We start from the raw sequence: 19,146 nt of genomic DNA on the forward strand, positions 1-19,146 counted from the left end.
TCCCTCACATCCGGTAGACCGGCCGATTGCCGGTATCGTGCGGTTGCATGGCGCCGATGGCGAGGCAGAGGCCGAGCACGCCACGGGTATCCTGTGGCTCGATCAGGCCATCGTCCCAGAGCCGCGCCGTGCAGTAATAGGGGTTCGACTGCTCATCGAACATCTGCCGCAGCTTGGCCTCATAGGCTGCCAGTTCCTGCTCGCTGGCCGGATTGCGCGAAATGCTGGAGCGGCGCAGATCCATCAGCACCGAACTGCCGACATCCGGGCTCATGGTGCCAAGCCGGGCATTCGGCCACATGAACATGAAGCGCGGGCGGAAACCGCGACCGCTCATGCCGTAATTGCCGGCTCCATAGGAGCCGCCGGTGACCAGCGTATAGCGCGGCACCCGAGCATTGGATACGGCATAGACCAGCTTGGCGGAATTCTTCGCGATACCACCGCGCTCAGCTTCCGAGCCGACCATAAAGCCGGTGATATTCTGCAGGAATAGCAGCGGGATCTGGCGCTGGTCGCAGAGCTCGATGAAATGCGCGCCCTTCAGGGAGGAGTCGGAGAACAGCACGCCATTATTGGCGATGATGCCGACCGGCAGGCCCTGGATATGGGCAAAGCCACAGACGAGCGTGTTGCCATAAAGTGGCTTGAATTCATGGAATTCACTGCCATCGACCAGCCGCGCGATCACCTCGCGCTGATCGAAGGGCCGCGTCAGATCAGCACCGACGATGCCAGGAATATCGGCGGCATCATAAAGCGGCGCCTTTGCCGGCTGCACCACGGCATGAATGGTCTGCGCCCGCTTGAGCGCGGCGACGATATCGCGGGTCTTGGCGATGGCTTCCAGTTCATCGCGGGCGAAATGATCCGAGACGCCGGAAACGGTGGAGTGCATTTCCGCGCCGCCCAGGCTGTCGCGGTCGATGATCTCCTTGATCGCTGCTTTGACAATCTGCGGCCCGCCGAGATGCACGCTGCTATTGCCCGCCACCATCACCACCTCGTCGGAAAGCGCCGGGATATAGGCGCCGCCCGCCGTGCATTCGCCGAACACGGCGGCGATCTGTGGGATGCCGGCAGCCGACATGCGGCATTGCCGATAGAAAGCACCGCCGAAATGATCCTGATCCGGAAACACCTCATCGCCCTGGGACAGGTTGGCGCCGCCGCAATCGACCAGATAGACAATCGGCAGGCGGTTCTCGAAGGCGATATCCTGGGCGCGGATATGTTTCTTGATGGTTTCGCGGAAAAACGAGCCACCCTTGGTGGTGGCATCGTTGGCGATGATCATGCAGATGGTGCCGCGGATACAGCCGATGCCAGTGACCAGGCCGGCGGCGGGCACCTTGTTGTCGTAGAGACCCCAGGCAGCGAGCGGCGAGAGTTCAAGGAATGGCGACATCGGGTCGACCAGCAGGTCGATGCGGTCACGGGCAATGATCTTGCCACGCTCGCGATGGCGCTTGACCATGGCTTCGCCGCCACCGGCCAAAGCCCAGGCATAGCGTTCGCGCAAGGTGCCGAGCAGGCCGTCATAAACGGCCTTGTTGGCTTTGAAGGCAGCGGAACCGGTATCGATACTGCTGGAGAGGATGGCCATGGTGTGACCTATTCTTGTGCTTGAATCATGGGGAGGCGTGACGCAGATCGCGCAACAATGGCGCGTCGGCGGGAAGGGTATCGCTGGGGACGATTTCGATATGGTCGAGTTGCAGGCGCGTGAGGCTGGTGAAAGCCTGGCGTAGCAAAGGTGTTACCGCTGCCTCGCTTGCCGCACCGGCAAGTGTGATCCTGGCCGTAATGGCATCACGATGACCTGTGCTGCCCACTTCCACCACGGCCCGCGCAAGGCCCGCGACGCGACGCGGCAAAGCCTCGACATGGCTGGGATAGATGAAGATTTCGCGCGCCTTCACCGCTTGGCCGACACGGCCTTGAAGGGCGCTGATCCGCGCCGCACCGCCATCGCTGGCGGTTTCCGTCGCTATCGCAACATCGCCCGTGCCGAAGCGGATCATCGGCCAGCCGCGCGACAGTGTCGTCACGACGATTTCGCCAGCTTCGCCCTGGGGCAGCGGCGCACCGCTTTCCGGGTCGCAGATCTGCACGAAGCGCTCAGGATGGATGCTGTAGCCATCCTTGCCCGCTTCCTCATAGCCGATCAGGCCGAAATCGGCGGTGCCATAGCAGGACCAGATTTTGATACCGTAGGTTTCTTCCAGCCGGCGGCGCTTGGCCGACCAGTCACCGAATTCACCGCCAAGGAAGGCGTGCCGCAGGCTCCAGGCATGTGGCAGCTTATGCCCCTCGCCTTCCAGCCGCTCGATCAGGGTCTGGAAAAAGGCCGTGGAGCCGAGAAAAGCTGTGACCGGCAGTTTCAACAGCAGGTCGGCTTGCAGATCGCTGTTGCCGGTGCCGCCTGGAATCACGCCGGCGCCGACATGGCGCAGGCCCTGATCGAACAGCAGCCCGGCCGGCACCAGATGATAGGCCCAGGTGTTCAGCGCCAGATCGCCTGGGCCGAGGCCGGCAGCACGGAACATGTAATCCATGCCATGGCCGGTTTCGTCGGATTTGAGCGACGGCTCGAAGATCGGTCCCGGCGACACATATATATGAGCGATTTCCTGAAGGCCGCAGGCGAGATAGCCGGCAAAGGGCGGCTCGGCCTGCTGCGCCGCCATCAGCGCTTCCTTCTTCAGCACTGGCAGCCGCGACAATGCTGCCGCATTCACAATATCCGCCGGCGACAAGCCAGCCGCCTCGAAGCGGCGGCGCAAAGCCGGCGCCAGCGCAGCGGCGTCGCTGTATACTTCGCGGATATGATGAAAGCGGTCGGCCATGTTCAGCCCAGCCAGCGCTTGCGGCGGCGGTAATGCTTCACGTCGCGGAAATTGCGCCGCTCCTCGCCGATCGAAAGCCCGAGATAGAATTCCTGCACATCCTGGTTCTGCTCGAGCTGGGCGCGCGTGCCATGCAGCACGATGCGGCCACCATCCATGACATAGCCATAATCGCATTGCTTGATCGCGGCACGGGCATTCTGCTCGACTAGCAGCACGGTCATGCCTTCTTCGCGATTGATACGACCGATCACCTCGAATAGCTGCTCAACCAGCATCGGCGCCAGGCCCATGGAAGGCTCGTCCAGGATCAGCAGCTTCGGTGCCGCCATCAGGGCACGGCCAATCAGCAGCATCTGCATCTCGCCGCCCGAGAGATAGCCGGCGGTACGGCCAAGCAGATCGGGCAGACGCGGGAAATAATGGTAGACGCGCTCGAGATCGCGCTTCACCGCTGCGAGGTCGCTGCGGCGATGCGCGCCGATGCGCAGGTTCTGCTCCACCGTGAGGTGCTCCAGCACCTTGCGGCCTTCCAGCACCTGCACGATGCCCTTGTCGAAAATCGAGATCGGGTCGCGGTTGGTGAGGTTTTCACCGTTGAAAACGATGTCGCCGGCCGTCACCTCGCCGAGATCGGCATGCAGCAGGCCGGAAATCGCCCGCAGCGTGGTGGTCTTGCCGGCGCCATTGGAGCCAAGCAGAACCACCATCTTGCCGTCGGGCACTTCAAGATTGGCACTGCGCAGCACCTGGATGACGCCACCATAGACGACATCGACATTGGTCAGGGTCAATCCCATGGCCGCGTCTCCCGGATGCTGCGCAATACCATTATCAACTCACCACTTCTCGAAAGCCGGAACCGGCAGCCATTCCTCGGTCAGCGGCTGGATCTTGCCATCCACCACCACCTGAGCCTTGGCCTTGATGGCGCCGATCGGGAACGGGGCGCTGTCGTCGAAATCCAGCTCCGGCAGCACGCCGAGCAATTCCTGCTCGGTGAACTTGTTGGCGAGCAGGGCGTCATACATCGCCTGACCGGTCACCTTGTCCTTGCCGACCTTGGCAACGGCCTTTTCCAGCACGCGGAGCGCCAGCAAAGCCTGGGCCGCGGACTGCGTGGTAATGATGCCCCACTGGCCGTTGCCGACCTTGTTGGCTTCATAGATATCGCGCAGCGGCAGCTTGGGCTGATTGTCCGGCGTGAACGAGAAGGCCGAATAGGAACCGTTCATCTTCTTCAGATCATAGCCCTTGGCGACCTCGGTAAGGCCGTTATGGGTCGAATTGATGATCGGCACCTTGGCATTCAGTTCTTCCAGCGCCGCCGCCGTGGCGGTGACCTGGGCCGTGGTGCCACCCACCAGGATGACATCCGGCTTCTTCTCCAGCATGGCGCGGATGTTGCTGGTCATCGACACCGGGCTGGCAGCCACCCATTGCGTATCCACTACCTCGAAGCGGTCCGGATAGGTGGCGGCGAATTTTTCGACGCCCTTGACCTGATCGACGAAGCCGGCCGCCGTCTGGGTCGAGACCGCGCCGATCTTCAGCTTGCCGCCCTGCTTCTTCTGCAGGTAATCCAGCAGGCCAACGAATTCATGGCTGTAGGTCGGGCGGATCGAGAAATGCCAACCCTGCGGCTTCCACACCATGCTGACCATCGCGGTGCCGATCAGCATCGGCACCTTGTCGTTCGGCAGGCGGGTCATCAGGGTGGTGAGATCGGGCGAGCCGAAGCCGAGATGCATGATCGGCTGGTCGCGCGACAGAATGGTCGGCCAGGTGCGGGCGATCACGGCAGCGTCATAGCGCATGTCGTAGATCTTGATATTCACCTTGACGCCGAGCTTGGCACCGACTTCCTTGTTCCACCAAGCGGTGACGCTTTCGATGCCGGACATGGCATTCGGCATCACGTCGGCGAAGGGGCCGGAGAAGTCGGCCGAGGCCGACATGGTGTACTCCGCCGAATAGGCGGGCAGTGAAACCGCGGCCAGCATCGCTGCCGCAGCAAAAGTGGTCCTGAACGCCATTGTTTCCTCCTGTTTTTATTGAGAGGCCGACGGCCCCTGCTCTAGTGCCGCGCTCACTGGCGTGGGAACGGCCATAGCTGGAACGCAGCCCGGAGCACCGACCAGCGATGCGCCAAGCCGCGCGGTTCGAAGATCAGCGCCAGCAGGATGCAGGCGCCGAGCACGATATTGGTGGTGGCGAAAACCGCGCCGCCAACGGCATGGGACTGACCGCGCATGACCATGGTTGCCACTTCATGCAGGCCTTCCTGGAACAGCGTGATGAAGACCACGCCGAGAATGGCGCCAACCGGGCTGTGCACGCCGCCGACGATCAGCATGCCGAGATACCAGACCGAGGCGAACAGCGTGAAACTCTCGATGGTGACAAACTGTAGGAACCATGCGGTACACGCCCCAGCAATGCCGGCGAACAACGACCCGGCGAAGAACGCCGTGATCTTGTAGCGCAGCACCGGAATGCCCATGACTTCGGCTGCCACGTCGTTGTCGCGCACCGCCTTGAAGGCGCGGCCCAAGCGGCTGCGATGCAGGTTGAACACCGCATAGCTCGACAACAGCATCAGCACGAAGGTGAAATAATAGAACTGCTTCGGCGAGCCGATATTGTAGCCGGCGATGCTGAGCGGCTGCACCGGCAGACCGACAAGGCCGCCGAGCCAGTCCTGCGGCAGGCCGAGAATGACGATGGGAAACAGCACCTGCGCCGCCAGCGTGGTGAGCGCCAGATAGAACCCCTTCACCCGCGCCGCCGGCAGCGCGAACAACACGCTGACCAGGCCGGTGATGATGGCACTCAAGGGCAGCACGGCCCAGAAAGGCAGGCCGAGGCTGCTGAGCTTGGCGGCGGCGAAAGCACCGACACCAACAAAGGCCGATTGCGCGATATTGATCTGCCCGGCCATGCCGACCGTGACATGCAGGCCATAGACTGCGATCAGGGTGATGAATATCTGGGTGCCAATGCCGACCAGATAGGGACCGGAAAGCAGCGGCAATGTTGCCAGGGCGAGCAGCAGCACGGCAACACCGAGCCTGGCGCGGCCGGTCTTGAGGATCGCCGCCTCGCCGGTATAGGAACTGAAATGAATGCCGGTCGGGAGCATGCTTAGAGCCTCTCGATCTTCTTCCAACCGAACAGACCCTGGGGGCGGATCAGCAGAACGCCGATCATCACCACGAAGGGCAGTACGTTGGAGGCAACGCCGTTGGTAAGGGGGTCGAGATAGGTCATCGCTACCGCCTCGCCGATGCCGATCAGCACACCGGCCAGCGGCGCACCCCGGATCGATTCAAGGCCGCCAAGCAAAGCGACGGGCAATGCCTTGAAGCCGATGGCAGCGACTTCCAGGGATACGATGCGGCCAGAAAGAAAGACGATGGCGCCGAACGTGGCAACCACGGTGCCGAGAATCCAGGCCACCGCAATGGCGCCACGCACCGAGACACCGAGCGAGAGCGCCGTGTTGTGATCCTCAGCCACCGCCGCCAGGCGCAGGCCGCGCCGCGAGCGGGTGAAGAAAAGATGCAGGCCGATGGTGAGCAGGATCGTGAAAATCGCACCGATCAGCAGCTTGGTGGTGACCACGAAGGGGCCAAGCTGCAACGCGCCTCCCGGCAGGAAAGCCGGGAAAGGCCGGGTTTCCGCGGTCCAGACAAGTTGTGCCGTACCGCGCAGCATCACCAGCAACGCTATACTGGCCATGAAGATGGCAAAAGCCGGCTGCCCGATCAGCGGCCGGAACACGAAGCGTTCCAGCAGCAGGCCGAAGGCGATGCAGGCGGCAATGGTGATCAGCAGGCCGAGCCAGAGCGGCACATTGAAGCCGATGGCTTTCATGCCGAGCGTGAAGGTCCACAGGAACAGGGCGCCGAACACCAGCACCTCTCCCTGGGACAGATTGACGATCTTCGAGGCGCGGTAGATCACCACGAAGGAGATTGCGACCAGGCCATAGACCAGGCCGACCAGGGTACCGTCGATCAGTACCTGGAGGAATTTGATCATGGCATTGCCCCCACTACATTCACCGCCACCCGGGCGCGCAGACGGCTGACGCTGCCATCCTGGTATTTGACCTGTATCTCGCTGTCGCAATGGCTGGCGCCCTGATAGAGCGACTCGATCAGATCGTTGTAGCGTTCATGGATCGCCTCGCGGCGCAGCTTGCGCGAGCGCGTCAATTCAGACTCGTCGGCGTCCAGTTCCTTTGGCAGGGTGGCGAAACGCGTCACCCGCGCCCCCGGCGCCACCAGACGGTTCACATTGGTGATGATCGCGGCAATTTCAGCGCGGATTTCCGGCAACTGGCTCAGCTCCGTGAAAGTGCCGTAGGCCAGACCCTTCAATTCCGCAAAGCGGCCAGCGATCTCACTATCGATATTCACCAGGGCGGTGACGAAATCGCGCTCGGCATCGCCAATTACGATGGCATCGCGGATCATCGAGGCCGCGCGCAGATGATTCTCGATGAATTGGGGCGGATAGGACTGGCCGCTGCGCAGCCGGCGCATGTCCTTCAGGCGGTCAAGGAAAATCAACTGTCCGCGCTCATCCAGCCGCACCGCGTCGCCGGTGGCGAAGCCATTCGCGACTTGGCCTAGTTCCTGGGTCGCGGTCTCGTTCTTCAGGTAACCGGAGAAGGCCGGCAGGCGCAGACGAAGTTGATCCTGCTCATCCACCCAGGCTTCCATCGGCTCGGCAATGCTGGGATCGCAGGGCATCAATTCGCCCATGGTCTCCGGGCGATAATGCGAGCCGCGGCGATGCGCCGAGACCAGGCCGAGTTCGGTGGAGCCATAGAGATTGCCGAGCGGCACGCCGAAAGCATGGAAGCGCAGGAACAATTCCGCCGAAAGACCGGAGCCGCCGCTAAGCACACCGCGCACTTCGGAAAGCCCGAGCAGGTCGCGCACGCCACGCAGGATCAGCAGATCGGCCAGCGGCGCCAGCAGCAGCCGGTCCAGCCAGTTGCCCTTTCCCATGGCACGCTTGCGGCCTTGCGCCACGCCCCAGGCGAACAGCCAGCGGCGCAGCGTGCCAGCATCCATCATGCGCGCCTCGACGCTGGAGGCGAGCATTTCCCACTGCCGGGGCGTGAACATGAGATAATGCGGCCCGGTCTCGCGCAGGTCGCTCTGCACCGTCTCCGGTTTCTCGGCGTAATACAGCGTCATCGGCGCCAGTAAGGCGAGGCCGATGCCGAAATACTGCTCGGCAGCCCAGGCCGGGGAAATGTAAGACAGGTATCGCGCGCCAGGTTCGGTGCCGAGTGTGCCCATCAGGCGATAGGCGTTATCGAGAATAAAGGCATGCGACAGCATCGCGCCTTTCGGGCGCCCGGTGGTGCCCGACGTGTAGCAATAGACCGCGACATCATCCTGCCGGCCCTGATCGATCTCGGCATCCAGCCAGGCATCGTCACGATGTGCCGCACCGCGCTCGAGCAGGATATCCAGGGGATGCAGCTTGTCCTGCTTGTAGTCCCACAGGCCACGGCCATCGATATGGAAGATGGCGCGGATCGCCGGGGCGCGCGGCAGGATGGCAAGAATCTTGTCGACCTGTTCCTGATCCTCGCCCACCACCATGGCCGCCTCGGAATGCTCCAGCAGGTAGCCGAGTTCATCCACCGAGGCATCGGGATAAGCAGAAACCGTGCGGGCGCCGAGACAATGCGCCGCGAGTTCGAGCAGGAACTGCTCTTCCATGTTCTCGGATACCAGCGCCAGTACCTCGCCGCGCTTGAGGCCGCTGCCGGCCAGGCCACGGGCATAGAGCCGTACCCGGCGGTTCACTTCGCTCCAGTCATGCATCCGCCAGATGCCGGCGCGCTTGCTGCGGATCGCCGGCTTGGCGGCAAATTCACGAGCACGGTCGCGCAGCAATTGCGGCAGGGTGCGGCCGGCGGCATTGCGGCTGTCATTGACCGGGGTGGCGCGCAAACTCTGCATCGCTATTCCTTCCCCAGATAGGCGGCGATCACCGCCGGATCACTGCGCACTTCCGCCGGCGTACCGACGGCAATGACACGGCCGAAATCAATAACCGTGATGGTGTCGGAAATATCCATCACCACTTCCATGTCATGCTCCACCAGCACGATGGGGATGGCACGGGCATCGCGGATATCCAGGATGTAGCGGGCCAGATCGCCCTTCTCTTCCGGATTCATGCCAGCCATCGGCTCATCCATGATCAGCACCTCGGGATCCAGCGCGATGGCACGGCCGAGATCGACGCGCTTGCGCAGGCCGTAGCTCATGTCGCCGACCGGCGCATGGCGCAGTTCCTCGAGTTCCAGGAACTCGATGATTTCCTCGGCCTTGGCGGCGTATGCCGCTTCCTCGCGCGAGACGCGGCCCCAATAGAGCAACGCATCCAGCAGCCCGGTGCGCATCCGGTTATGGAAACCGGTGAGGATGTTTTCCCGCGCTGTCATGCTGGGATAGGTCTGGATGCCCTGAAAGGTGCGGCCGATGCCGGCGGCGGCCCGCCGGTTCGGCACCAGAGCCGTGATGTCGCGGCCCTGGAAATGCACCGCACCGGTCTGCGGCCGGTAGAAGCCGGACAGGCAGTTGAGCAGGCTCGACTTGCCGGCACCGTTCGGGCCGATGATGGCATGGATCTCGCGCGGGCGGACACGGATCGAGACCTGCTTCAGCGCCTCGACGGCGCCAAAGCGCAGGTTCAGATCACGCGCCTCGAGTACGAGGTCGCTATCTGCGGGAGCGGTGGACATCAGCCGAAACTGACATCCAGGCCGCATTCGCGGGCGATTAGCAGTTTCTGAATCTGCGAGCTGCCGTCGCCGATGGTGCAGACGCGGTTGTCGCGCATGTAGCGCGACACCGGGCAATCATCCATGAAGCCCCAGCCGCCATGAATCTGCACCGCCAGATTGGCGCATTTCGAACCAGCCTCGGTGGCATGATACTTGGCCATCGAGAGATCCATCAGATTGTGGTGGCCGTTATCGACGCCCCAGGCGGCGCGATAGGTGACAAGGCGTGCCGAATCCACCAGCAGCGCCATCTCTGCCACCATGTCCTGGATCATCTGCAGCTTGCCGATGGGACCGCCGAAAGCCTGGCGGGTCTGGGCATACTTGATCGAGTGATCGAGGCAGGCCTGGGCCAGGCCCAGCGAACAGGTGGCAAGGAAAAGACGCGCCGCCTGATAACCCTTGTGCAGCACGAAGCGGCCCTTATGCGGCTGGCCGACAACATAGTCGCCGCTGATCTCGCAATCGCTGAAATAGAGCGGGCGGGTATCGGAGGAGCGCCAGCCCATCTTGCGGTATTTCGGGCCGCGCGTGTAACCGGGCTGATCGTTCGGCACCAGGAACAGGGTGTAATTCTTGGTCGCGGCCTCGGCCGGGCTGCTCACCGTCAGCAGCAGGGTGAACAGCGAAAGCTCGGTGCCGGCATTGGTGATGTAGGCCTTTTCACCGTTAATCATCCAGCGGTTGCCAGAGATCTCGCGCGCACGGGTCTTGAAGCCCGCCGTGTCGCTGCCCGCATCCGGCTCGGTGCCGGCAATGGCGCACATGCGCTGGCCGGTGACGATTTCCGGCAGCCACTTCTCCGCCTGCTCGCGGGTGCCGAAACGGGCCAGGGTGAGGCCGGTGGCCATGCTGACCATAGCCGAGACAGCGAGCGACTGATCCGCGCGCGCCACTTCTTCCAGCGCCAGAACTGCATCGAACACGCCGAGGCCCATGCCGCCGAGTTCCTCGGGGAACGGGATCGACATCACGCCAAGATCACCAAGCTTCTTGAACAGGTCGGCCGGGAATTCCCCGGTGCGGTCCAGTTCCTCGGCCCGCGGCGCGATTTCCGCCTGGGCAAATTCCCTGACCTTGGCCTGCAGATTCTGCTGATCCTGCGTGAGTTCGAAGTTCATCTAATCGCCTCTTATGCTCGGTGATGTGAAGGGGGTTAGAACCTGATGCAGCTCGGCCTGCAGGGCCGGGCCGGGATTGGCGGTGAAAGCGCGCAGGGCCAGATCGATCAGTGCTTCGGAAGCCTGATCAGCGGTCCAGGGGCCATCGGGCGAGTACCACTTGGTGACCCAGTGCACGGCACCCAGCAGCATGAACACCGCCATCTTCGGGTTCACCGGCAGGATGCTGCCGTCGCGGATGCCTTCCTCGACCAGTTCGCGGAGCTGTTTTTCATAAGCATCGCGCAGCGCGATAATCGGGCCGGCGGTGCCTTCGGCCAGCGCGTTCTCTTCCAGGATCAGCACCGGGACGCCCAGGTCGCTGATCACGGTGCGCAGGTAGCCGGTCATGCCGATGCGGATTTTTTCCAGGCCATTGCGGCCCTCGCGCATGCCGATGGCGAGATGCTCGTTGGCAATCTCCATCGCCTCTTCGTGGCAGGCGCAGAGCAGGTCGTTCTTGTTGTTCACATAGCGATAGAGGGCGGTCTTGGTGACGCCCAGGCGCTCGGCGACGTCGTCCAGCGTCGTGCCGTGGCTGCCGCGGCGGTTAAACACGCGGGCGGCTTCGCGGATGATCGCTTTCCGCTTGTTGTCGGTTTGCTCGGCGCGGCTTGGCACCGCGTTGGCCCACTTGGTCATCTTTCCTCCGAACCAGGGTGAGTGGCTGTCAAAGCGCCATCTTGCCTGATTCGTGCCGATAGTTACACGTAAGAACCGAGAATGCAACACTAGAAACTTTAGTTACTGTATGTTCACAATGAGCCTTAAATCAGGAGGGAACCCAGAATCATGACCAAGAAAATGGCGGATCGCCGGGAAGAAGTTGCTCTGCTCTGTGGCGGCACGGCCGGAATCGGCCTGGCCAGCGCACGGGCCTTACTGGCCGAGGGGGTGAAAAAAATCATGCTGGTCGGCCGCAAGCCGGAACGCGGCACGGCAGCCCAGGCCGCCCTGGCAGCCGAATTCCCCGGCGCCGATATCCGATTCTGTGCCGCCGATCTCGGCCAGCCGGAAGGCGCCGAGGCGGCAGTGCAGGCCTGCCTGGCGGCGTTCGGGCGCATCGACACGCTGCTGAGCTGCGCCGGTGGCGACCCGATGCCGCGCCTGCTGCATGAAACGCCGCTGGCCGACTTGCCGCGCATCATCGGCGGCACGTCGGCCAGCGTGCTGCTGCCGGTGCGGGCCGCCCTGCCGGCGATGATGGCGCAGCGTGGCGGCAGCATCATCTGCATCGCCTCCGACGCGGCAAAAGTGGCGACACCCGGCGAGGTCTGCATCGGCGCGGCGATGGCGGCGATCGTGATGTTCTGCCGCGCCTTGGCCATCGAAGCAAAACGCAGCGGCATCCGCGTCAATTGCCTCACCCCCAGCATCGTGCGCGATACGCCGCTCTATGATGCGCTGATGAGCGATGCCTTTGCCGGCAAGCTTTTTGCCAAGGCGGAAGGCCTGGCCAAGCTAGGCGTGGTGGTGCCCGATGACCTCGCCGCCGTGGTGGCGTTTCTCTCCAGCCCCGCTGCCGCACGGCTCACCGGCCAGACCATCAGCGTCAATGGCGGCATCTCGGCGGCCTGAGCCACAAGCCCCCTGCCGCCTGCCGCCCGCCGCCCGTAATGGCGCTTCACCAATGGCGTGCGCGGCAGGGGGCGACTCAATTGTGGACACACACCGGCCGCTTTTGAAAAAAGAAGTATACATTTCTGCTTTTATGGGGCTACGATGTATTACACATCGTGGCCGAGGCGTTGCAGGCGCCATGACCGCTGAGGGCGGCTAAATCGGGACCACGGGGCGTTTGGGCGCATTTCCCAACCGGCAGAGGGGACCGACATGTTTCGCAAGATTGACCGCAGGCAGCTTCTCACCGGCTCGACGGCGATTGCCGCCGCGAGCCTGTTCCCGATGCCCTACTTGATGGCGCAGACCAATTTCTTCGAGCCGACCCGCGTGCGCACCACCCATGCGCCCTATGTCTCGGCCGGCCCGTATTTCATCGCCCAGGCCAAGGGCTACTTCAAGAAAGTGGGCCTCGACGTCACCTCCACCAGCTTCATCGATCAGGCCCAGGCGATGCCGGGCCTGGCGGCAGGCGAATTCGACATCACCGGCGCCACGATCAGCGCCGGCCTGTTCAACCTGATGGCCAAGGGCACCCCGGTGCGTCTGATCATGGAAGGCGGCCGCGAAAGCCCAGGGATGGGCTCGAACGCCATCCTGGTGAGCAACGAGACCTACGCCGCTGGCTTCACCAACCTAGCCGGCTACAAATTCGCCAAGGGCCGCAATTTCGGTGTTTCGACGCGCGGCGCCGTGGCGCAGTACCTGCATTACACGGCGCTGGAGCGTGCCGGGCTGACGCCGGATGACGTGAGCTGGCAGTGGGGCCTGGATACCCGCAACAGCCTGGCGCTGATGCCGGCCGAGCGCGTGCATGTGATCAACATTCCGCTGCCCGGCGCCTATGCGGCACAGAAGCGCGGCGTCGGCAAGGTGGTGACCTGGAGCGACGAGATCGCGCCGAATTTCGTGCTGGCCTGCCGTGCCGCCAGCCAGAAGTTCCTTGCCGAGCGCTATTCGGCGGTGGTGCGCTTCATCATGGCGATCCTGCATGCCAATGCCGAATTCAACGCGGCGGCGCAGAACGGCAACCCGGAGGTGCTGAAGATCATTGCCGAAGGCACCGGCCTGGAGCCGGAAGTGATCGATGAATGCCGCCCGCGCTGGACCCAGATGACACCAGATGGCATCCCGAATGTGCAGTCGATCATGAACCAGCAGATGTTCTGGAAGGACAAGACCGATCTGCTGGCGCGGCCGGTGCCGGAAGACAGCCTGTTCGATCTCGGTGCCGTGCGCGAAGCCAAGAAGCGCCTCGAGGACAAGAACCCATTCATCTGATCGGATCGGGAATCTGATCCGGATAGGCGTTTCCAGTCGGTACTAAGGTGCGGGATGCTGCAGGCGATTGAAGTTTCGGGGCTGACCCATCGTTGGCTGAGCAAGACACGGCCACCGACTTTGGCCTTGAGCAATGTCGACTGCCGCTTCCCGGCCGGCAAGGTGACGGCAATTGTCGGCCCCAGCGGCTGCGGCAAATCCACTTTGCTGCTGATGCTGCGCGGCCTGCTCGAGCCGAGCCAGGGCAAGATCAGCTTCGCGTATCAGTCGGGACAGAACACGACTTATGGCGCGGCGCCGCAGATGGCGACCGTGTGGCAGGCCTTCAACCTGCTGCCCTGGCGCACCGTGCTCGACAATGTCGCTTTCGGCCTCGAGCTGGGCGGCATGGGCAAGGAGGAGCGCTATCGCCGCGCGGCGGAAGCGATCAAGGCGGTGGAGCTTTCCGGCTTCGAGAACCATTTTCCGGGCCAGCTTTCCGGCGGCATGAAACAGCGCGTCGGCCTGGCGCGCGGCCTGGTGCAGGCGCCGGATGTGCTGCTGCTGGACGAGCCGTTCGGCGCGCTGGACGCGCAGACCCGGCTTTACCTGCAGGAACAACTCGCCACGGTGGTGGAGCAAAGCCGCAAGACGGTGATCCTGGTCACCCACAGCATCGAGGAAGCGGTGTTCCTGGCCGACAAGGTGCTGGTGATGACCGCGCGGCCCGGCCGCATTGCCGCCGATATCGATATCGACCTGCCGCGTCCGCGCGGCATCGAAACGCAGAACAACCCGGCCTTCGGCAAGTATTTCTCCGACATCTACGGCCTGCTGCGTGATGAAGTGAGAAAATCCATGCTGGCAGGTGCGTAAGCCATGACCGAGAAGCACGATCCGATCAAGGCCAGCCAGGTTCAGCAGGACGACGAAGCAGCCTATGCCAACCAGCGGCTGAAGGACGAATACCGCCTCTATGGCCCCATCGCGCTGATCCTGTCGCTGGTGGTGTGGGAAGCCTTCGTCGACATCTCGAAGATTCCGGAGCTGTACCTGCCGGCACCGTCGCTGGTCGTGGTAACGCTCTACAAGCTGTTCGTCGACAAGGGGCTGCTCTACGACCTCTATGTCACGCTCTACCGCATTTTCGGCGGCTTCTTCCTCGCCAGTTTCGTCGGTGTCGGCCTTGGTATCCTGATGGGCACATCCAAGCGGATGAACGCCATCCTCGATCCCTTCGTTGCCGCGATTTATCCGCTGCCAAAAATTTCACTGGTGCCGTTGCTGATCATCTGGCTTGGCAGTGGCGACGCTTTCCAGATTGTGCTGAGCGCCTTGGGCTGCGTCTTCCCGATCCTGGTCAATACCATTCTCGGCGTGCGGCAATGCGACGAGGGCCTGGTGCTGGCGGCGCGCGACCTCGGCGCCAGCCACAGCCAGATCCTGCGCAAGGTGGTGCTGCCGGCGGCAATCCCCAGCATCTTCAGCGGCCTGCGCCTGGCACTTGGCATCGCCATCATCCTGGTGGTGGCGGCCGAAATGCAGACGGCGCGCTACGGCCTTGGCGCCAAGCTCAATCTTGCCGGCCAGATCCTCGAGACCGGCCAGGTCTTCGCCATCCTGCTGCTGCTGGCGATCCTGGGCATTCTGCTTACCAAAGGGCAGCAGGCGCTGGACCGGCTGCTGAGCCGCTGGCGCGCAAACTGAGTATGGCTATTTGATTATGAGCAAGAAGGCAGGTTCGAGATGAAGCGCACCCTGGTGAAATGCGGTTGGCTGGTGAGCTGCGACCCCAAGATCGGCGATCTGGTTGATGCCGAATTGCTGCTGGAGGGCGACAAGATCGTCGCCGTGGGCAAGAACCTGAATGCCCAGGTGGATGCGGTGATCGAAGCCAGCGACATGATCGTGATGCCCGGTCTGGTCAACGCCCATATCCATGTCTGGCAATGCGGCATGCGCGGCATCGGTTCGGAGTGGATGAGCGCCGACTATCACGGCAACATGCATGGCAACATCGCCACCCGCTACAAGCCGGACGACAACTATGTCGCCAATGTGGTGGGCAGCCTGACCCAGATCGATGGCGGCGTTACCACCGTGCTCGACTGGTGCCATAACCTGACCTCGCTGGAACATGCCGAACGCTCCATCGACGGCCTGGAAGAGACTGGATTGCGCGCCGTGTTCGCCCATGGCACCGCCAAGCCGCCGACGCCGCCGGGCGGCCTGCCCTATACCCATATCGCGCATCCGCGCGACCGCGTGAAAGCCCTGCGCGAAGGCCGGCTTTCAAGCGACGACGCCCGCATCACCATGGCAATGGCGATCCTGGGGCCGCATTACTCGGTGGCGGAAGTGGTGGAACAGGATGTACGGCTGGCCAAGGAATTCGGCCTGCTGGCAAGCTCGCATGCCACCCGCCGCCATGCCGATTGCGTGACGCCGAAAGGCTATCTGCAATTGGCCAAGGCCGGCCTGCTGGGGCCGGACCACAATATCGTGCATGCCAATTATTTCGAGGATGATGAACTCAAGGCCGTGATCGATTGCGGCGCCTCGATCACCGCGACGGTGCTGGTGGAACTGCATGGCCATGCCGCCGATCCGCTGACCGGCCGCGTGCGCGCCATGGGCGGCATGCCCTCGCTCGGCATCGACGTGGAGCCGATCGTCACCGCGGAATTCTTCCGCGAAATGCAGGCAGCCCTGCTTTACCTGCGCAATGCGGAGCATCGCGCCTATGCCGCCGCCGGCAAGCCGCCGTCGCAGGTGATCCCGGTGCGCTCGCGCGAGGCACTGGAATGGGCCACCATCGGCGGTGCCCGCGCGCTGATGCTGGAAGACAAGATCGGTTCGCTCACCCCGGGCAAGAAGGCCGACGTGGTGATGCTGCGCGCCACCGATTTGAACCTGTTCCCGGTGCATGACCCGGTATTTTCCATCGTCGAGCAGGCCCATGCCGGCAATGTCGATACCGTGATCATCGATGGCGTGATCCGCAAGCAGGGCGGCCAGCTCGTCTATGGCGCCGAAGCCCTGCGGCGCAAGAAGACCGAGCTGCTGGCTTCCGCCGAACGCATCATGCGCGAAGCCAAGTTCACCCTGAAAGCGGCCTAGAGCGAGACCCGGCATGACCCGCACCCTGATCAAATGTGGCTGGCTGGTTTCGGTGGATCCATCCATCGGCGTGCTCACCGATGCGGAATTGCTGATCGAGGATGATCGCATCAAGGCCATCGGCAAGCCGCTCAATACCCAGGCCGATGTGGTGATCGACGCCAGCGACATGATCGTGATGCCGGGCCTGATCAACGCCCATATGCATACCTGGCAATCCGGCCTGCGGGCCATTGGCTGCGAATGGGTGCATCTCGATTACTTCAAGTATCTGCACGGCAACATGGCGACGCTGTATGGGCCGGAGGATAACTACCTCGGCAACCTGATCGGCGCGCTGAACCAGATCAATTGCGGCGTCACCTCGCTGTTCGACTATTGCCACAACATCACCTCGCTGGAGCAGGCCGAACGCTCCATCGATGCCCTGGAGGAAAGCGGTATCCGCGCCCTGTTCGGGCTCGGCAATGGCAAGCTGCGGCCTGAGGAAGAAGCCAAGAACCCGTTCGAGAAGCGGCCGCATCCGCGCCAGCGCATCGACCATCTACGCCGCGGCCGCATGGCCAGCAACGAGCAGCGCGTCACCATGGCGCTGGCAATCTCGGGCCCGCATTGGGGCGATTACGATACCGCCATATCGAACCTGGAACTGGCCAAGGAATACGGCCTGCTCTCCTCCTCGCATGCCACCAAGCGCAAGAAATTCTGTGTCGTGCCCGATGGCTATATCCGGCTGGCCAAGGCCGGCTATCTCGGCCCGCACCATAATATCGTGCATGGCAACTATCTCGATGACGAGGAACTGAAGCTGCTGGTGGATTGCGGCGTTTCCTTCACCGCGACGGTGCAGACCGAATTGCGCGGCTATGCCGCCGATCCGCTGCCGGGCCGGCTGCGCGCGCTCGGTGCGCTGCCCTCGCTTGGTGTCGATGTCGAGCCGCGCGTTTCGGGCGAAATGTTCCGCGAAATGCAGATCGCGCTGCTGCACGCCTTGTCCATCGCCCAGCGCAACAACGAATACGAAGGCGCCAAGCCCTTCGAGCGCGTGCCGATCCGCAGCATGGAAGCCCTGGAATGGGCCACCATCGGCGGCGCCCGCGCCATGGGTCTGGAACAGGTGACCGGCTCGCTCACGCCCGGCAAGAAGGCCGATATCGTGATGCTGCGTGCCAACGACCTCAATCTCTTTCCGGTGCATGACCCGGTTTACAGCATCGTCGAACAGGCCAATGCCGGCAATGTCGATACCGTGATCGTGGATGGCGCCATCCTGAAGCGCGGCGGCAAGCTGCGCTTCCCGCCCGGGCTGCTGCGCCAGCGCATGAGTGAACTCTCCGCCTCCGTCACGCGGCTGATGAACGAAGCGAATTACAAGGTGGCCAGAGCAAGTTAGGTGGGCGAGTTAAGTAGACGAGTTAGGCAGCCCCGTTAGACGGCCCAGTTAGACGGCAGCGGCCTTGGCGCGCGGCGCGCGGCGGCGCTTCTGCGGCTCCGCCGGCAGTTCCTCGATAATATTGCGTTGTGCCAGGGCGCGCGCGGCGGTGTTCTTCACCGTCATGATATGGGTGCGCATCAGCTCTTCCGCCTTCTTCGGCTCGCGGCAGAGGATCGCCTCGAAGATGGCATGATGATCCATATGGCGCATGCGTACCCGCTCGAGGCCGAAACCCACCACGTTATGCGCCGAGGTATGTGGTACCCGCTGGAACAGCCGCACCACATCCACCACCACGCGGGAATTCGCCGCTTCATGGATGACGCGATGGAAACGCCGGTTCGCCTCGGTATAGACCGAGCGCAGCGTCTGCACGTCGACGCCGTGGCGGTTCAGTGCGTTATCGACCAGGGCCAGGGCCTGTTCGATCTCAACCTGCTGCGCCTGGGTCAGGCCGCGCTCGGCGGCCAGCCGCGCCGCCAGGCCTTCCGCCAGGGCGCGCATTTCGTAGGTGTCGGTGATTTCAGACAGGGTGTAGGCACGCACCGAGTAACCACGGTTCGGCGTGTAATCCAGCAACCCCTCGCCGGCCAGGGTCTGCAACGCGGCACGGATCGGCGTGCGCGAGACTTTGAACTGGCGGCAAAGATCGAGTTCAAACAGCCGGGAATCCGGCGCGATACGGCCATCAAGCAGGGCCGCGCGCAACAGGTCGGTTACGGTTTGCGACCGTGGCCCGTCATTAGCTTCAAGCCTCGCGCCCAGAACTGCCTCCATCCGAAACGTATAAACTGCCGAAACGTATACAAACGGCGCTTTTTCATGCGCCAACCCGCCGTTCAACGCCACCGGCAATGCATTCTAACCGATGGCTTGGATGAT

General features: G+C 63.0%; 17 protein-coding genes. 6 read left to right on the forward strand and 11 right to left on the reverse strand.

Annotated elements, in window-relative coordinates:
• Positions 1 to 4 precede the first annotated feature (4 nt).
• The 10 genes from V6B08_RS01090 to V6B08_RS01135 are packed head-to-tail and all read right to left on the reverse strand — an operon-like array spanning position 5 to position 11,471.
• Positions 5 to 1,606: a carboxyl transferase domain-containing protein gene (locus V6B08_RS01090; RefSeq protein WP_341977228.1), complete on the reverse strand. Its 1,602-nt coding sequence runs from the start codon at positions 1,604 to 1,606 to the stop codon at positions 5 to 7.
• 25 nt (positions 1,607 to 1,631) lie between these two features.
• A complete protein-coding gene (locus V6B08_RS01095; RefSeq protein WP_341977230.1) occupies positions 1,632 to 2,849 on the reverse strand; it encodes a phenylacetate--CoA ligase family protein in 1,218 nt (405 codons plus the stop codon).
• Positions 2,850 to 2,851: 2 nt separating this feature from the next.
• Positions 2,852 to 3,649: an ABC transporter ATP-binding protein gene (locus tag V6B08_RS01100; protein WP_341977232.1), complete on the reverse strand. Its 798-nt coding sequence runs from the start codon at positions 3,647 to 3,649 to the stop codon at positions 2,852 to 2,854.
• A gap of 39 nt (positions 3,650 to 3,688) precedes the next feature.
• On the reverse strand, positions 3,689 to 4,885 hold the full coding sequence (locus tag V6B08_RS01105; RefSeq protein ID WP_341977234.1) for an ABC transporter substrate-binding protein: 1,197 nt from the start codon (positions 4,883 to 4,885) through the stop codon (positions 3,689 to 3,691).
• A 53-nt stretch (positions 4,886 to 4,938) separates the two neighbouring features.
• Positions 4,939 to 5,991, reverse strand: a complete 1,053-nt coding sequence (locus V6B08_RS01110) for a branched-chain amino acid ABC transporter permease (RefSeq protein WP_341977236.1) — start codon at positions 5,989 to 5,991, stop codon at positions 4,939 to 4,941.
• A gap of 2 nt (positions 5,992 to 5,993) precedes the next feature.
• The gene (locus tag V6B08_RS01115) at positions 5,994 to 6,893 is read right to left on the reverse strand and encodes a branched-chain amino acid ABC transporter permease (RefSeq protein ID WP_341977238.1); all 900 of its coding nucleotides are present in this window, start codon (positions 6,891 to 6,893) and stop codon (positions 5,994 to 5,996) included.
• A complete protein-coding gene (locus tag V6B08_RS01120; RefSeq protein ID WP_341977240.1) occupies positions 6,890 to 8,839 on the reverse strand; it encodes an AMP-dependent synthetase/ligase in 1,950 nt (649 codons plus the stop codon). Before V6B08_RS01120 ends, V6B08_RS01115 begins: the two co-directional genes overlap by 4 nt.
• A 2-nt stretch (positions 8,840 to 8,841) precedes the next feature.
• Complete coding sequence (locus tag V6B08_RS01125; RefSeq protein ID WP_341977242.1) at positions 8,842 to 9,627, reverse strand: ABC transporter ATP-binding protein; 786 nt, start codon at positions 9,625 to 9,627, stop codon at positions 8,842 to 8,844.
• A complete protein-coding gene (locus V6B08_RS01130; RefSeq protein WP_341977244.1) occupies positions 9,627 to 10,790 on the reverse strand; it encodes an acyl-CoA dehydrogenase family protein in 1,164 nt (387 codons plus the stop codon). Before V6B08_RS01130 ends, V6B08_RS01125 begins: the two co-directional genes overlap by 1 nt.
• Entirely contained in the window at positions 10,791 to 11,471 is a 681-nt protein-coding gene (locus V6B08_RS01135; protein WP_341977246.1) for a TetR/AcrR family transcriptional regulator, read from the reverse strand.
• A gap of 150 nt (positions 11,472 to 11,621) precedes the next feature.
• Between V6B08_RS01135 and V6B08_RS01140 the strand changes: the two genes are divergently transcribed.
• The 6 genes from V6B08_RS01140 to V6B08_RS01165 all read left to right on the forward strand — a co-directional run bounded on the left by V6B08_RS01140 (position 11,622) and on the right by V6B08_RS01165 (position 18,222).
• Positions 11,622 to 12,407 (forward strand): SDR family NAD(P)-dependent oxidoreductase, encoded by a 786-nt coding sequence (locus tag V6B08_RS01140; RefSeq protein ID WP_341977248.1) that lies wholly within the window; start codon positions 11,622 to 11,624, stop codon positions 12,405 to 12,407.
• A 255-nt stretch (positions 12,408 to 12,662) separates the two neighbouring features.
• On the forward strand, positions 12,663 to 13,730 hold the full coding sequence (locus tag V6B08_RS01145) for an ABC transporter substrate-binding protein (protein ID WP_341977249.1): 1,068 nt from the start codon (positions 12,663 to 12,665) through the stop codon (positions 13,728 to 13,730).
• A 54-nt stretch (positions 13,731 to 13,784) separates the two neighbouring features.
• Positions 13,785 to 14,585, forward strand: coding sequence for an ABC transporter ATP-binding protein (locus tag V6B08_RS01150; protein WP_341977251.1), 801 nt, complete (start codon positions 13,785 to 13,787; stop codon positions 14,583 to 14,585).
• A 3-nt stretch (positions 14,586 to 14,588) separates the two neighbouring features.
• Positions 14,589 to 15,416 (forward strand): ABC transporter permease, encoded by an 828-nt coding sequence (locus tag V6B08_RS01155; RefSeq protein WP_341977253.1) that lies wholly within the window; start codon positions 14,589 to 14,591, stop codon positions 15,414 to 15,416.
• A 39-nt stretch (positions 15,417 to 15,455) separates the two neighbouring features.
• Positions 15,456 to 16,829: an amidohydrolase family protein gene (locus V6B08_RS01160; protein ID WP_341977255.1), complete on the forward strand. Its 1,374-nt coding sequence runs from the start codon at positions 15,456 to 15,458 to the stop codon at positions 16,827 to 16,829.
• A 13-nt stretch (positions 16,830 to 16,842) separates the two neighbouring features.
• Positions 16,843 to 18,222: an amidohydrolase family protein gene (locus V6B08_RS01165; protein ID WP_341977257.1), complete on the forward strand. Its 1,380-nt coding sequence runs from the start codon at positions 16,843 to 16,845 to the stop codon at positions 18,220 to 18,222.
• Between the two features lie 48 nt (positions 18,223 to 18,270).
• Here V6B08_RS01165 and V6B08_RS01170 read toward each other — a convergent pair whose 3' ends face one another.
• Positions 18,271 to 19,041, reverse strand: a complete 771-nt coding sequence (locus tag V6B08_RS01170; RefSeq protein ID WP_341977259.1) for a GntR family transcriptional regulator — start codon at positions 19,039 to 19,041, stop codon at positions 18,271 to 18,273.
• Positions 19,042 to 19,146 lie beyond the last annotated feature (105 nt).

It is taken from the genome of Ferrovibrio sp. MS7 (assembly GCF_038404985.1).
Taxonomy (GTDB): Bacteria; Pseudomonadota; Alphaproteobacteria; order Ferrovibrionales; family Ferrovibrionaceae; genus Ferrovibrio; species Ferrovibrio plantarum.